This window comes from Radiobacillus sp. PE A8.2 (assembly GCF_045635475.1).
Taxonomy (GTDB): Bacteria; Bacillota; Bacilli; order Bacillales; family Amphibacillaceae; genus JBJGXI01.
On the sequence record NZ_JBJGXI010000023.1, the window covers coordinates 47,054 to 62,967 of the forward strand.

At 38.5% G+C, this 15,914-nt stretch carries 15 protein-coding genes; 13 read left to right on the forward strand and 2 right to left on the reverse strand.

Annotated features, from left to right (window positions below):
- The first annotated feature begins 1 nt into the window (after nucleotide 1).
- The 10 genes from ACI6MV_RS13470 (at nucleotide 2) to ACI6MV_RS13515 (ending at nucleotide 9,210) form a co-directional block, all read left to right on the forward strand.
- Entirely contained in the window at nucleotides 2-718 is a 717-nt protein-coding gene (locus ACI6MV_RS13470) for a lysophospholipid acyltransferase family protein (RefSeq protein WP_407270828.1), read from the forward strand.
- 36 nt (nucleotides 719-754) lie between these two features.
- The gene (locus ACI6MV_RS13475) at nucleotides 755-1,417 is read left to right on the forward strand and encodes an SOS response-associated peptidase (protein WP_407270829.1); all 663 of its coding nucleotides are present in this window, start codon (nucleotides 755-757) and stop codon (nucleotides 1,415-1,417) included.
- Nucleotides 1,418-1,541: 124 nt separating this feature from the next.
- Nucleotides 1,542-2,297 (forward strand): RNA polymerase sigma factor, encoded by a 756-nt coding sequence (locus ACI6MV_RS13480; RefSeq protein WP_407270830.1) that lies wholly within the window; start codon nucleotides 1,542-1,544, stop codon nucleotides 2,295-2,297.
- Complete coding sequence (locus ACI6MV_RS13485) at nucleotides 2,297-2,743, forward strand: zf-HC2 domain-containing protein (protein WP_407270831.1); 447 nt, start codon at nucleotides 2,297-2,299, stop codon at nucleotides 2,741-2,743. The genes ACI6MV_RS13480 and ACI6MV_RS13485 overlap by 1 nt, the downstream gene beginning before the upstream one ends.
- A complete protein-coding gene (locus ACI6MV_RS13490) occupies nucleotides 2,740-3,819 on the forward strand; it encodes a hypothetical protein (protein WP_407270832.1) in 1,080 nt (359 codons plus the stop codon). Before ACI6MV_RS13485 ends, ACI6MV_RS13490 begins: the two co-directional genes overlap by 4 nt.
- Entirely contained in the window at nucleotides 3,816-4,706 is an 891-nt protein-coding gene (locus ACI6MV_RS13495; RefSeq protein ID WP_407270833.1) for a hypothetical protein, read from the forward strand. The genes ACI6MV_RS13490 and ACI6MV_RS13495 overlap by 4 nt, the downstream gene beginning before the upstream one ends.
- Nucleotides 4,707-5,252: 546 nt before the next feature.
- A complete protein-coding gene (locus ACI6MV_RS13500; protein ID WP_407270834.1) occupies nucleotides 5,253-7,424 on the forward strand; it encodes a sensor domain-containing protein in 2,172 nt (723 codons plus the stop codon).
- A 148-nt stretch (nucleotides 7,425-7,572) separates the two neighbouring features.
- Nucleotides 7,573-8,046 carry a low molecular weight protein-tyrosine-phosphatase gene (locus ACI6MV_RS13505; RefSeq protein WP_407270835.1) on the forward strand — a complete coding sequence of 158 codons (474 nt, stop codon included), beginning with the start codon at nucleotides 7,573-7,575 and terminating at the stop codon, nucleotides 8,044-8,046.
- A 12-nt stretch (nucleotides 8,047-8,058) separates the two neighbouring features.
- Entirely contained in the window at nucleotides 8,059-8,373 is a 315-nt protein-coding gene (locus tag ACI6MV_RS13510) for a hypothetical protein (RefSeq protein ID WP_407270836.1), read from the forward strand.
- Between the two features lie 12 nt (nucleotides 8,374-8,385).
- Nucleotides 8,386-9,210 (forward strand): YihY/virulence factor BrkB family protein, encoded by an 825-nt coding sequence (locus tag ACI6MV_RS13515; RefSeq protein ID WP_407270837.1) that lies wholly within the window; start codon nucleotides 8,386-8,388, stop codon nucleotides 9,208-9,210.
- A 29-nt stretch (nucleotides 9,211-9,239) separates the two neighbouring features.
- Here ACI6MV_RS13515 and ACI6MV_RS13520 read toward each other — a convergent pair whose 3' ends face one another.
- Nucleotides 9,240-11,171, reverse strand: a complete 1,932-nt coding sequence (locus ACI6MV_RS13520; protein ID WP_407270838.1) for a heavy metal translocating P-type ATPase — start codon at nucleotides 11,169-11,171, stop codon at nucleotides 9,240-9,242.
- Nucleotides 11,172-11,998: 827 nt separating this feature from the next.
- Between ACI6MV_RS13520 and ACI6MV_RS13525 the strand changes: the two genes are divergently transcribed.
- From ACI6MV_RS13525 to rbsK, 3 genes are read left to right on the forward strand one after another with little or no spacing between them, the layout of a single operon-like run.
- Complete coding sequence (locus ACI6MV_RS13525) at nucleotides 11,999-12,838, forward strand: transporter substrate-binding domain-containing protein (protein ID WP_407270839.1); 840 nt, start codon at nucleotides 11,999-12,001, stop codon at nucleotides 12,836-12,838.
- Nucleotides 12,839-12,850: 12 nt separating this feature from the next.
- Nucleotides 12,851-13,513: an amino acid ABC transporter permease gene (locus tag ACI6MV_RS13530; protein WP_407270840.1), complete on the forward strand. Its 663-nt coding sequence runs from the start codon at nucleotides 12,851-12,853 to the stop codon at nucleotides 13,511-13,513.
- 53 nt (nucleotides 13,514-13,566) lie between these two features.
- Nucleotides 13,567-14,484: a ribokinase gene (rbsK, locus tag ACI6MV_RS13535; protein WP_407270841.1), complete on the forward strand. Its 918-nt coding sequence runs from the start codon at nucleotides 13,567-13,569 to the stop codon at nucleotides 14,482-14,484.
- 254 nt (nucleotides 14,485-14,738) lie between these two features.
- Here the strand turns inward: rbsK and ACI6MV_RS13540 are convergent, their stop codons facing one another.
- A complete protein-coding gene (locus ACI6MV_RS13540; protein ID WP_407270842.1) occupies nucleotides 14,739-15,908 on the reverse strand; it encodes an MFS transporter in 1,170 nt (389 codons plus the stop codon).
- Between the last annotated feature and the right edge of the window lie 6 nt (nucleotides 15,909-15,914).

Sequence of the window (15,914 nt, forward strand, 5' to 3'; positions counted from 1 at the left end):
TTTGCGCAGTCTGTTCATTTATGCTTATGCAATTATTCAAATATTAGGAAGTACATTTGATTTGAAGAAGGTTAGACGCCTTCCAAAGGATATTTCAATAGATGAAAGAAATGAGCGAACTTTTCAGACACCAAGTCGTGTTTCGAGAAATGTAATCGAAAAAGCTGGTGTTAATGTGCACGTAACTGGTCAAGAAAAGGTCCCGGCCGGTCCGGTTTTATTTGTCGGGAATCACCAAGGTTTGTTTGATATTCTTGTTTTGCTTGGGTATTTAGGAAAACCACTTGGATTTATCGCCAAACACGAAATTAAGAAACTTCCTATTATACCGAAATGGATGGAGCTCATACATTGTGTGTTTATCGACCGTACCGATCGCAGGGGAGCCATTCAAGTGATCAACAAAGGAATTGAAAATCTGGAGCAAGGGCAATCAATGGTTATCTTTCCAGAAGGTACAAGAAGTAAAGGACAAGCACTGCATCCGTTTAAATCAGGTAGCTTACGATTAGGTACAAAAGCTAAAGTTCCAATTGTGCCGATTGCAATCGAAGGTACGTATAAAATAATGGAGCAAAATAATGGCAGAATAAAAGCAGCAGAAGTGTATGTACAAATTTGTGATCCGATTTATCCGGATCAGTACGAAAATATAAAAAATACCGTGCTAGCAGAAGAAATTCAAGCAGCCGTCGATACAGCGTTAAAAAATATGTAATCAAGCATTTAGTCACTGAAGATAAGGAGGATTCTTATGTGTGGAAGGTTTACTTTACATGCAGAAGATCTAGAAATTCTAAAAGAATATGACCTTACTGAGATGCCGAATTATGATCAAAGGTATAACATCGCGCCAGGACAAAAGGTGTTAGCTATTATTCATGATGGTAAACAAAAGCGAGCAGGCTATTTAACTTGGGGATTAGTTCCTGCTTGGTCGAAGGACCTGAAAATTGGTTTTAAGATGATCAATGCTAGAAGTGAAACAGCCCATCAAAAGCCCAGCTTCAAACGCCTTATGTCACAGAAACGGTGTTTAATTGTAGCTGATAGCTTTTACGAATGGGAACGCCTTGATAAAGGGAAGCAAGCCAAGCGGATCGCTTTAAAAAATCGTCATCTATTTGCATTCGCAGGGTTATGGGATAAATGGGAACATGAAGGGGAGGAATTGTATACGTGCACCGTTTTAACACGAGCGGCCAATACATTTATGCAACCAATCCATGACCGGATGCCGGTAATCTTACCGAAGGAAAAAGAGAATGAGTGGATTGAACCACTTAAGCGCGATCCTAATGAGGTGTATCAGTTTATCCAAGGATTGGACATTGATCCATTAGAAGCCTACGATGTTAGTGATTATGTTAATTCGTCTAAAAATGAAGGACAAGCATGTATTGCACCATTGATATAACTGCGGAGGTATCGGCAAAATTCCGGTACCTTTTAGTTTGGGAAAAGGTTGTTTTCTAAAGATTGTTGTTATTACGGAAATTAGCTAATATCCGGCGTAATGCTTAGGTATTCACTTATCATACATGTGCACCGCTCCGTCCCTCCACTTTGCTTCTGAGTTAGCTGAAGCCGTGCCCGCGGAAAGCGACTGCCTGGAGCGGAAATCACAAGCACTATGTTACGCCGGATTTTATTTCAACTACCAAGTAAAAAACAACAAACTTTTTAAAATTTGTAGGGGTACGAAGTGCAAATATCGTCTAGTACATAGAAGCGATAGTGGAAGGGGGGAGAGCGCTATTTCAGATGAATTACTTATTAAAAAAATTAATGCGGGTAACAATCAAGCATTAAGGGTACTAATTGAACGTTATAAACACCACGTTTTTAAAGTAGTATATAGTGTCGTTCGCGATCAAAAACAAGCTGAAGACCTTGTGCAAGATACATTTATTAAAATGGTAGATGCTCTCCCATCTTACCAATCACAAGGATTTAAAACGTGGCTAAGCCGAATTGCGTTTCATAAAGCAATTGATGCGAAACGAAAGCAGCAACGAAGTAAAGAAGATTTAAACTTAAGTGATCAATTATATAGTCTGCCAAGTACTCAAAGTACGGAGCAACAGCTACTCGAAAAAGAACAAAAAATACGTGTGAGAAATTCCGTCGATAAACTTCCTGATAAATTAAGGAGCGTAGTCTGGTATTACTACATAGAGGAGCTATCTTATGAGCAAATAGCTGCAAAATTAAACCTTGAACGAAAAAATGTTGAAATGCGTTTGTACCGCGCTAGAAAATGGATGAAAGCAAATTGGAAGGAGGATGATTTTTAATGGAACACGTGAGTAAAGAGCAACTAGCTCGATTTGTCGAAGGAGAATTACCAGATGCGGAAAACAAACTAGTCGAAACTCATTTAGACGATTGTGATATATGTTTCCAGTTGTATGTAAGTGCCATAGATGATTGGAGTATGCCAGAGATAGGTTTATCCGAAACATTTACGTCTGAAACAGTTGCAAAAATTACAAACCAAAATGCTTGTTATCATGCTAAATCATCAAATCCACCAGCATCCAAAGCGAGGAAAAAACAGACGTTTGCGCATTATTTATTAGCAGCGGGATTAACAGTAGTGCTTATGCTAACCGGTGCATTCCAAAATGTACTAACAATTTCCGATCAAACATCGGTAAAAGATGAGGTATCGATCACTGATCAGTTAATGAATACAACAACCAGCTGGTTAGATCAATTGAAAGGGGAGATAAATAGATGAGAAAATCACCATTATTAGCTTTTTTCTTAGCGTTAATACCGGGCTTCGGTCACATGTATTTAGGGCGAAAAGTTCGTGGGTTTTTATATGCTTTAAGCTTTTTCGGATCGATTGGGCTAGGGTTTATAGCCTTAGTTACATTTTATGAAGGGGATATAGCATTAATCTTTCTCATTCTTGCGGCACTTATTTGGGGGATTAGCGTACTTGATATGCTGGTTATATTGCTATCTGGCTCTACCATTAATGGTGTATCAAATAATACGCAGGTGCAAATAGATGATGGGAGGACAAATTCCACCGATCAGAACGAACGATTCTTTACGATATTACTATCATTTGTACCAGGTGTAGGTCATTTTCACTTGGGACTAAACCAACGAGGTCTGACTTTTTTGGCTGGATTTATTGGTCTAGGAACGATGGTGTTTTTTGTTAGTATTATGACAAATCAGGGTGGCTTTCTAATTTTCTTACTGGCGCTTCCGATTATATGGATTTACAGCTTGTTTGATGTAATCCAACTTTTGAATAAAAAACAAAACGGAGAGACTGTTGAAGATAGCACGATTATGGATGATTTAGACCGGTTTCGTGAGGAAGGCAAAAAAAGTAAAATGCTAGCAACGATTTTATCGATGTTTCCTGGCGCTGGTCACATGTACCTTGGATTACAAAAGCGAGGCTTGCAATTGATGATAGCATTTTTATTATCAATCTATGTTCTAGATGTATTGCGCCTTTCAATCTTTTTATTCCTAATTCCGATTATATGGTTTTTCAGCTTTTTCGATGCGTTGCAGCAAGTGAATAGAGCCGAATATGAGGAGTTAGAAGATATTCCAATCGTCAGTTATTTTGTTAATCATCAAAAATGGGTTGGAATTGGGCTTGTGGTACTCGGCCTCTTTTATCTATTAGACAGTATAGTGCTTCCGATGACTGCAAGTTACTTTGATTTTAACATTTGGGCTTATGAACAGTATTTTCAAGTTGTTATCGTCTGCTTGCTGCTAATTGGTGGAGGCGTCAAGCTGTTGTCAGGTTCAAGCCGTAACGAGGAGGCGAAGAAATGAGGAAGTGGCGTGTTGGTTCGATCTCAATGGGGTTGGCTCTAGTTATGCTAGGTGTATTCATTTTGCTATCGCAGTTTACAAACATAGACATTATAAACATATCGATGATGTGGTTACCAATCGTCTTAATTGCATTAGGTTTAGAGATTATTGTCTATATAATCTTATCGAAACAAGAGCAACCGCGGGTACAATATGATATTTTATCAATTTTATTTATCATTGCTCTCGGTGCTGTTTCCTTAGTAACATTTATCGCAATCTCTACCGGGCTTGTTCAGCTAATCAACAATGAAGTGCATGCAGAAGTGAAGCAAGCAGTATTGCCATCAATAGAGAAGGAGGTTAATGAGAGCATTGTGCAGATTGTGATAAATTCGAGTAATTCGAATGTATCGTTGGAGCCTAATGATACAGATACAATTCATCTGTTTGGAACATACCAAACCGGAACGAACGTTGATGAGATAAATAATAATGAAATTGTTACCTTCGAACAAGTCGGCGATACGCTGTATGTCCAATTACTAGACGCTCCTGATCGCCATGGACTGTTAGATAATTATAACGCAGCCTATGATGTGACATTATCTCTTCCCGGTGATATAAATGTCGAGGTGCGCACGTATGTAGATGAAATGCATCTTGATTTAAGCAAAATTAAAAGCAGCTGGTATGTGCAAGATTCTAATACAGTAACGTTATCAGAGGCGGATCACGCAGATGTGACCATCACGATGCCTGATGAAGACTATGAGTTACTGGAGGAAGAAGTGGCTACGAGTGAAGTGGCAGAAACAGAAGGAAATAATCAAGCAACAACATCTTTTGGCACTGGCGAATATCAGTTAAATTTTGGTTCTGTACATGATGTTATATTTCGATAAATTAATTTGACGAGTGCATCCATTGTGGATGCACTCGTTTTTGAAATTTGCAGTGTAATATAATACGGCGAAATAGATCTAGTATGCGACGTAACATTAAACAGGAGCTGTAGAGGAGGCTTGTACTGACTGTCGATGACGGCCACGACTGCGCTTATCTGTGACAAAAGAGGCGTTATTAGAATTGTGCGGCCACCAGCGCACTTATTTGGGTGAATTTGTTGTTTCAACGAGTTGATATCGATAAATAAGAGCTGTGGTGGCCGTCAAATCATCGAAACTGAAAATTCAAGCGAAATAAGCGCTTATATGGCCGCTCAATCCGGTTAATACCTCTGCTGTTGGAATAGCTAGACGCGTGAGCGGAAATCACGAGCACTACGTCGCATTTTATTTCAATAATAAAGTTTAAAATGCAACACACTTTACTACAATATGCCTGTTATTCAAAGTCAACAAACCAATAAACTCTTTTGTTTATCAGAAAATATAGATATACTAACTAAAAGAAAGGATTTCACAAATAACTGATAAAGGTGACATTATATGACGCTGCTTAACCTAGACTCTGCATTTGATCGTACTACACTAAACCAACTATTTCAGCAATTGGAAACAGACGTACCTATGACCGCGAAGCAAATCAGTAAAATGAAATCCTTTATATCAGAGCAATTTAATATTTTTCACGAGTTAAAATATGCAATTGCTCAGTCGACCACGATTACGATTACCAATAAAAATGGAGTTATTACTTATGTTGACGATAACTTTTGTAAACTGACAGGATATTCAAAAGAAGAACTACTGCACCAAAGTCATAGGCTTTTAAATTCTGGATTCCATAATCGTAGCTTTTATAAGGAATTGTGGGAGACCATTCTAGCTGGTGATGTGTGGGAAGGGGATATAAGGAATCAAAAAAAAGATGGTTCCTATTTCTGGGTGAAAACGACTATAGTTCCATTACTTGGTGAAGAGCAGGGAATTACTGCTTTTGTTGCATTTCGTACGGATATTACAGAAAAGAAAGAGATTGAAGAAAAGCTATTTGATGCAATAAATAATGATTATCGAAGAATTTTAAGCAATCTGGCAAACTATGTGTTTAAAGTGGAGAAAGACAAGCAAACGCATGAGTACTATTATCCAATGGTTGAGGGGCAGTTAGCTGAAAAAATAGGGTTTACTACAGAATTAGTAGAAGGTAAGAATTTATTACAGTTGCATGGAATGGAAGGCTCACAATTCCTTCAAGCAAAATATGATGAAGCTTTCACTGGTAAAGAAGTATCGATGAAATTTAAGATAAAGGATTATTTTCTTTATGCTGCAATTTCGCCGATTGTTGAATCAAATAAAGTGGTGCACTTGATTGGCACAGTTATGGATATAACTTCATTGGAAAAAGCGGAAAAGCAGGTTGAATATCTTGCTTATTATGATACACTAACCAACTTGCCGAATCGTAGTAAGTTGAAGGAAGAATTGGATCAATACATACGTAAGACGAACAACCAACCATTTGCTATATTATATTGTGATTTGGATCGACTTAATTATGTGAATGATATGTCTGGACAATCAGCTGGGGACCAGGTTATTAAATTAATTGGTAAACGCATTCAAAAATTAATGAGTGATAGCATAAAATTATATCATTTTGGTGGGGATGAATATATTATTGTTGTCTACAAGAATGCTTCGAAAGCGGAATTAACACAGCTTTTATCTAGTGTTCAAAGTGAAGTGAAACGACCAATCGTTGTTGATGGCGATGAATTGTTTGTTACGTGTTCGATTGGAATCAGTCGCTCCCACAAAGATGGCTTTTCAATCAATAAACTCATTAATTATGCAAGTATTGCATTACATTATTGTAAAGTTAGTGGCAGAAATAATTATTTGTTTTATTCGACGCGAATGAATGAAGCTTATAATGAATTGCTGTTATTAGAATTAGATTTACGAAAAGCCTTGAATAACGATGAATTTATCTTATATTATCAACCTAAAGTTGATGTTAATTCTGGTGATATCGTTGGCTTTGAGGCATTAATTCGATGGTTTCATCAGGAAAAAGGCTTCATCCCTCCTGATAGATTTATTCCATTGGCAGAAGAGATTGGCTTAATTCATTCAATTGGTGAATGGGTAATCAGGCAAGCATGTAGACAACACCAACTGTGGTTTGAAGAGTATGGCACGCGCTATAGTATCGCTGTCAACGTTTCTGCGATTGAATTGCAACGGAGTGACTTTTTAATCAAAGTAAAACGGATCATTGATGAAACAAATATGAGTCCGGAATGGCTTGAATTAGAAATTACTGAGAATAGTGTGATGCAAAACACGGAAGAGTGTATCCAGACGATGAACGATTTGAGGGAAATGGGGATTTCCTTATCAATTGATGATTTCGGAACGGGATATTCCTCGTTTGGTTATTTACGAAAATTTCCGATTAACCATTTGAAAATTGATCAATCATTTATAAAAAATGTTGAAAAAGAAGAGCAGAGTGCAGAAATTGTTAAAGCGGTAATCCAGTTGGGGCACACTTTTGCCATAAAGGTAATAGCCGAGGGAGTAGAAGATACCGCAGTTTTGCATTTTTTACAGCAATTTGACTGTGATTATTACCAAGGCTATTTATTCAGTCGACCTCTTCCACCTGAACAACTTGTAAACGTGATGAAAACAAATACATACATATAGTTCATTTGCAAAGGCCGCTAACATGTTGTTGTGCGGCCCTTCTTATTGCTTGTAATTAATAAGGTAAAGGTTAATTTAATTCGGATTACTTAATATTGTTGGCAGGCTCAAGTATAATAAAAGAAGATTAAGATGGAAGGTGTTTATTATGGTTAAAGTGTTATTTTTATGTTTAGGGAATATTTGTAGGTCACCAATGGCTGAAGCTGTTTTTCGAGATATGGTTCGTAAACAAGGATTAGAAAATGAAATTTCTATTGATTCTGCAGGAATTGGTAAGTGGCATGTGGGGAATCCTCCTCATATTGGGACAAGAAAGCTGTTGGATGGTTTGTCAATTTCCTATGAAGGCATGAAAGCAAGACAAATACAGTATAATGATTGGGATGAATTTGATTATATTATTGCGATGGATGATCAAAATATAACTGATATGAAAGCGATACGTGATCAAGTGGAAGGTGTAGTAGTTGGTAAATTAATGGAGTTTGCAGCGACCCCTGCTGAAACAAATGTACCAGACCCATATTTCACTGATAATTTTGATTACACATACGAGTTAGTGAAGGATGGATGCAAGGGTTTATTGAATTATATATCACAAAATGACAAGCTGTCGTAGGAGGGAAAGCTATTGGATAAGCCTAAGTTTATACAAGGAATTGTAATTGGAGCAATTGCGGGAGGTTTAATAAGTTTATTAGACCCAACGACGAGGAATTATGTAAAGAATACAGCCATTAATTCTAGTATAACAACGAAGTACTATTTGAAACATCCTGCTGATTCATTTCGTCAACTGAAAGAATGCTACAGCACGTGGAACAATAATGTGTCACAGGTTACGAATCAAGCTTTAACTATATTGTCGCAAGTCGAAGAAACAATAGAAAGAATGGAGAACGATGCACACAAAAAAAGCAGTGAGGGCGTGCAGGACCCTCACTAAAGGGGGAGAATTGTGCAAAAATTATTAGCTTTTGTAAAAGATTTATTTAAGCGAGTTCTAGACGATGATGTATTTGGACTTTCGGCACAGCTTGCTTATTTCTTCTTATTGTCCCTTTTTCCATTTTTATTGTTCTTGGTTACTTTAATCGGTTTTCTTCCTATACCAGAAGTAAACATCATGAATTTTATCAAGAATTATGCTCCTGTGGAGATCGTCGATATGATTAACACTAACATTAGTCAGCTGATGCATGATAAGAATGGGGGGCTATTATCTGTAGGGATTATAGGTACACTTTGGTCAGCATCAAACGGAATTAATGCGATCATGCGATCGATGAATGCTGCTTATGATGTGAAAGAGAATCGACCTTTTTATATATCGAGACTAATCGCTATCGTTCTAACAGTCGCGATGCTAATCGTCATTATCATTGCCTTTTTACTTCCGATATTCGGGAAAATGATTGGTGTTTATCTGTTTTCTTTTTTTGGATTGTCAGAAGGATTTTTAGAAATTTGGAATACGTTACGTTGGGTTATATCATCCATTGTCTTTTTCATTGTTTTAACAGCATTGTACATGATGGCACCAAACAAACGAGTGCATATTAAAAATGTTGCTGCAGGTGCAGCATTTGCCACTATTGGGTGGCAGCTAACATCACTTGCTTTTTCCTATTATATAAATAACTTTAACAACTATACAGCAACATACGGCAGCCTCGGCGGGGTAATTGTGCTGATGATTTGGTTTTATATTAGTGGTGTCATTATTATTACAGGTGGAGAAATAAATGCGTTAATGCGAAAGCGGCATTTGGCGCAAAAGTAAACAGCAGAGGCTAACATAGCCTCTGCTGTTTACTTTAGCAACCGTAGTCCGTTAAGAATTACTAAAATTGTACTACCCTCGTGACCAACCACGCCTAAAGGTAGGTCTATTATTTGAATAAAATTAGAAATGACTAATAAAGAAATGATCGTTAAGGAAAATATTATATTTTGTTTCGTAACCCTACTCATACGTTGAGATAATCGTATGGCATTGGCAATCTTCTCTAACTTATTCTTTACTAATACAATGTCGGCAGTCTCTAAAGCAACATCTGTTCCTGCGCCCATTGCAATCCCAACCGTTGCGTTTGCAAGGGCAGGAGCATCGTTAATGCCATCACCGATCATCGCTACATGATGATAGCGACCACGCAAGCTTTTGATGTGGGCTACCTTGTCTTCTGGTATACAAGTTGCAATATAGTCGTCTACTCCTGTCTCGGCAGCAATGGCAGCGGCTGTTGTTTTGTTATCACCAGTTAGCATTATGGTATGAATCCCCAATTTTTTTATCGCGTGAATCGCTTTAACGGCATCATCCCGAATCGTATCTTTTAAGGCAATCAATCCAGCAATGCCATCTGAATTAGCAATAAAAACGAGTGATTTAGCTTGTTCAGCTAATTGTTGATAGCTTCCGTTATTAAAAGAATAGGCGGCGTCCTCTCCAACTAGCTGTGCATTCCCGATGCGCCACTCTTCGCCATCGATTGTAGCCACAACCCCTTTTCCACTAATCTCTTTAACATTTGTCACCTTATGATCAGGCATAATCTGCTTTTCTTGACAGTAAGCAAGAACTGCATTTGCTAGTGGATGATTCGATGCTGCTTCGATGTTAGCAACAGCTTTCAAAATAGGTGCTTCTTCTTCGTTTCGGAAATATGCATCGGTGACGATTGGCTTTCCTTTTGTTAATGTTCCTGTTTTATCAAAAGCAATCACGCGCACATTTGCTAAATGCTCGAGATGCACGCCGCCTTTGAATAAGACGCCATTTCTTGCACCATTCGATATGGCTGACAATATCGCTGGCATAATCGAAGCCACTAAAGCACACGGTGAGGCAACTACAAGTAAAATCATAGCCCGATAAATACTTTGCGACAGGCTCCAATCAAATAATAAATACGGAAGGAACATCATGATTAGGACAGCTAAAATTACAACCTTTACGTAAATCTTTTCGAATTTATCTAGAAATAATTGTGTTTGTGGTTTTTCCGTTTGTGCTTCTTGTACTAAATGGATGATTTTTTGAACCAATGACTGACTAGCAGTCTTGGATACTTCAATAGTTATACTGCCATTTAAATTTACTGTACCGGCATATACCCCATCTGCTTGTTGTTTTCCAACAGGAAGTGCTTCTCCGGATATTGCACTCTCATCAACAGAAGTTGTACCAGTAATTACGACCCCATCTACAGGCATAAGTTCGCCTGCTTTTACAAAAATATGATCACCAATTTCAAGCTGTGATACGGCTACAGTTTCCTTAATGCCATGAGAAATTCGAATCGCTTCTTCTGGTTGCAACTTCATTAAAGCATGTAATTCTCGTTCGCTTTTATTTTGCGTATAGGTTTCTAGTGCACCTGATAAGGAAAAAATGAAGACCAGAATTGCCCCTTCCGTCCAATAGCCAATTGATGCTGAACCAATTGCGGCGAATATCATGAGCATTTCTACATTCAATTCCTTGTTGGTTATGCTTTGCTCGATCCCTTCCTTCGCTTTGGCGTAACCACCAATCACAAAAGCAGCAATGAGAAGTGTGATGTAAATGCTAGGTGGGATAGATTTTTCTAAACTCCAAGCAAGTAGTATTAATATTCCAGCTAATAGTGCGGCAATTAATTCAGTGTGTTGTTTTAGTTTGCTAAGAAACGCTCTGTTATGAAGATGACGAAAGTGATGTGGGCTGCTATGGTGGGTATTCTTTTTAATTATCTCCATATTATCACTCCTTATAATCTAATTGATAATAATAATCATTATTAAACGACTGATAAAACGAGCAGTGCTGACAACGCAGTCGTTGTCAGCACGTAATTAAATTATAATTATTATAAAATAGTATTTAATATTATATTATCATTATATAATCTGAAGTCAATGGGAAAGCACATTAAATTATAATAATTTATAAGACTCTTTTCTAAAAGGTTGTTGTTATTGCGTAAAATAGCTAGTATGCGTCGTAGTACATGGGATAGTGCTATCACCCGTTCCGTCAGAATACTTCGCTTTCCGCGGGGAGCGACGAGTCTCCTCGAACTGCGTTCTGCGGGGTCTCGTCCCTGCTCTTTCTTCCCGCAGGAGTCGAAGTATTCTGCCTCCACTTGCTTAGATTTTCAATTGAAGGAAAGCGTAAGGACACTATTCCAGCGGTGGAAATCCACTTTGACTCCTGCGGGACTAGTGGCCTAAGTGAGACCCCGCAGCGCGAATGCGCGAGGAGGCTCACTAGCCCCCCGCGAGCCCCCCGCGGAAAGCAAAGTGTATTTCTGAAGCGGTTGAAAGCACCATCCAACAGTTTACGACGCATTTCACTTCAACTACGAAGTTTAAACGCAACAAACTTTATGAAAAGTGTGCGAAGAAACTGGTTATAGGATTATTAGATTGTCATAGGATAGTGTAGGGACTAGCGGAATAATGTTGACTATATAATACAGTTGGAAAATAATATAGTAACAGGGTGCTTGCTGATTGATTTGTAAGAGGTAAACTGTTATATTTTACTATAGAAAATAAGTATAACAATAAAGGGTGGGTTTAAGATGAAACAAAAGGGGTTTTTATTAGTTGTAGCGTTAGGATTACTTGTGCTAGCAGCATGTAGTAATGAAGAAAGCGTAAGTAAATGGGAAGAAGTGCAAGAAGCAGGAGAAATTGTAGTGGGTACATCAGGTACGCTATATCCAGCGTCATTCTACCCAGAAGATTCAGAAGAATTAACAGGTTATGATATTGAAATTATTAGGGAAATCGCTGCACGTCTAGACTTAGATATTAAATATGAAACAATGGCAGTGGATGGGATGCTTGCATCATTAGAAAGCGGACGCGTTGATCTATTGATAAATGATATGGAAATTACAGAATCAAGACAAGAAAAATTTAATTATAGTGACCCATACAAATATTCTTATACTACAATAATTGTAAGAGAAGAAGATTTGTCCGGTATTGAAACGATTGAAGATTTAGAAGGAAAAAAAGCAGGTGGGGGAGCTACTACTGTGTTTAGTCAAATTGCTGAGCATTTTGGTGCCGAGGTAGTCCCGTATGGTAATGCAACTAATGACATGTATTTGCGTGATGTAGATATTGGTCGTACTGATATGATAATCAATGATTATTACTTACAAAGCCTAGCATTAATGGCATTTACGGAGTTTGATATTGTGCTACATCCGGACATAAAAATACATCCAACTGAGCAAGCAATTGTACTTCCAAAGGATGCCGATGAATTTACGACTAAAATTAATGAAACACTGCAGGAAATGCGCGAAGATGGTACATTAACAGAGCTATCTAAACAGTTCTTTGGTGGAAAAGATGCATCTGTAAAACCAGAAGAAGAGATTGAAGAAATAGAGGGTCTTGACCTATAGAGGTGAAATCCAATGTTTGATGTTGAGTTAGCAATCAAAAGCCTACCGTTTTTATTAGGTGGGCTCCCCATGACCATCGCTGTTTCGTTTGTAGCGATGGCTATTGGTTTAATTTTAGGTTTATTTTTAGCGCTTGGTCGAGGTTCGAACCTGAAGATTATTCGGTGGCCGTCTCGGTTGTATATTTCGTTTATGCGCGGAACACCAATACTTGTCTTTTTATTTATTCTTTACTACGCGCTACCTGAGGTTAAGATTGAATTAACTGCTTATGTTGCTGCTACGCTAGGATTTGGATTGAATAGTGCCGCTTATATTGCAGAAATAAATCGTGCTTCGTTAAGTAGTGTCCCTTATGGACAATGGGAGTCGGCTAAAGCACTTGGGCTTTCTTACTGGAAGACGCTTTATCAAGTTATTTTGCCACAGGCGACTCGTATTGCACTACCACCATTAACAAATGTGTTCTTGGATATTGTAAAGGCAACTAGTTTAGCAGCGGTTATCACTGTACCTGAGCTATTTCAAAAAGCGCAGATTGTCGGTGGAAGAACGTATGATATGATGACGATGTATTTTTTAGTTGCGCTTATTTACTGGCCATTGTGCGTCCTTATTGCTCACTTTCAAGAACGTTTGGAAAAACATTTTAGCCGATACTTATACAGCCGATAACATACCGGCATATGGTAAAATAAGCTTATTCAGATGTGCGGAAGGAGCTTCTTATGAGCAAAAAAATAGTCGTGATTGGCAGTTTGAACATGGATATTGTTATCTCTGCGAACAGACCTCCGAAGATCGGCGAAACCATGTTCGGAGATAATGTTACGTATCTTTCTGGTGGAAAAGGAGCAAATCAAGCTGTTGCTGTTCAAAAGTTAGGTGGCAATATTGATATGATCGGTGTAGTTGGTGATGATGTTTTTGGAAAAACGATTCTGGACAAGTTGAATAGCTATGGATTACATACAACGTACATCAAGCAACAAACTGGTGTAGCTACTGGGATTGCAAACATTGTCCATTTACCAGAGGATAATAGCATTATTGTGATTCCGGGTGCAAACGCGCATTGCAGTGAGGAGCTAGTAGCAGAAATGGAATCTGTGATTGCCGAGGCGGACGTGCTGTTGCTTCAACTTGAGATTCCTCAAGAAGCTGTTTTTAGTGCCTTGAAAATTGCGAAAAAACATCACGTCACAACGATTGTAAATCCAGCCCCAGCCAAGGAGCTTTCAAGCGAATTTTTATCATTAGTAGATTTTATAACGCCTAATCAAACAGAGCTAGAGTCAATCTTAGGTGTTACGATTGAATCAACGCATGATTTGGAGCAAGCTTTTAATAAGTGGAATGCAACGTACCAAAGTCATTTAATTGTAACATTAGGAGCTGAAGGCGTAGCAATTTGGCAGGATGAAAAAGTGAAAGTAATACCTGCTAAACGACTCGGAGATGTGGTAGATACGACTGGAGCAGGTGATTCTTTTAATGCAGCGTTAGCTTATGGAATTGCTGAAGCGTGGCCGATGGAAAAAACAATTCAGTTCGCGACAACTGTTGCTGGTCTTGCTGTTACTATGTTTGGTGCACAAGAAGGCATGCCTACTTATCAAGAAGTACTTGCTGTAATCGATTTATAATAAAAAAGAAGCTCGAGCGTTTACGATGTAAGCGTGACTCGAGCTTCTTTTTTTACAAGATAAGAAAGTTTAAAATTTGTACATGTCTAGCTCCAAGCGCCAGAAACTAGGCGACTTCACTAATCGCCCTACGATAAGTCATCATCGATTCAGGTTTTATGGAAGGTCGACTAAAGGCGGACTTGTCGTCCAACGTCGACATACCCCCTATGCGGGGGCATGATTCCTTTATCTCAGCCGATTCGCTCCAGTCGCTACGTTTCTAAGCGGCGCTCTGCGCTTTTCTTAAACGATATCGATACTAACACAATAGATAATAAGAAGATAAGGACGTAAAAAAGTGATGCTTGCGGGAACCAATCGATAAACAAGCCACCGAAATAAGGTCCGAGCATGCTACCAATACTAAATGCAATTCCACACATGATGTTGCCAGCAGGTAACAACGCTTTAGGAAGCAGATCGCTCATATAAGAGATACCTAGTGAATACAGAGAACCGACAAACATCCCAGCGATCGAAAAGCTAACAAATAACCAAACAACGCTAGCCTCCATTTGTGAAGCTAGCATAAAGTTTAAAATCCCTACCGACAGCACGATCATCAATAGATTCTTGCGACCGAGCTTGTCGCTGAGTATCCCTAGAGGTATTTGTGTTAACAGGCTTGCAGCTGAAAAGCAAGGAATAATGATCGATAACAGTGCAACATCATGACCAATTCGCAAACCGTAAATAGGAAAGATCCCATGCAAAGTAGATTCTAAAATTCCATAAGCAAATGGTGCTAATAGGGCTACCCAAGCAATCTTCCACGTTTGCACAAAACGCCGGAATGATGACGTTGATACGGTTTGTACATCCTCATCTGTTTGCACCCATTCATTTCGCACAAACAACATACCCGACCATACGATCAAGCTAAGAGCAGCTGAAACAATAAAAGGAAGGCTTTGATGGACTTCCAACAATCTAGACATTAATGGCCCAAGAGAAAAGCCAAGACTGAAAAATAGTCCGTAAAAGGCAATATCGCGTCCGCGTCTATGTGCAGGTGCCGTTGAGGTAATCCATGTTTGTGTACCGAAATGAAGCATATGGTCACCTATTCCGATTAACAATCGTAAAACAAACCAAAACCATAAAGCCTGCCAAACTGGAAATAAAGCGAGTGACGTGATAACTAATAAACCACCGCCAAGAATAATTGGCTTATAACCTAATTTCTGTAATGGCTTTTCCATAAATGGTGATGCAACCAATACACCTATGTATAATCCCGTCGCATGCAGCCCATTTACTGCTGAGGAGACTCCGCTTTGCTCAAGTATGATGGCTAGTAAAGGTAAAAGCATGCCTTGTGAGAATCCGGAAATCATAACTAACGATATTAATACCCAAAATCTTGCTCGTGATGATAACATCTACGA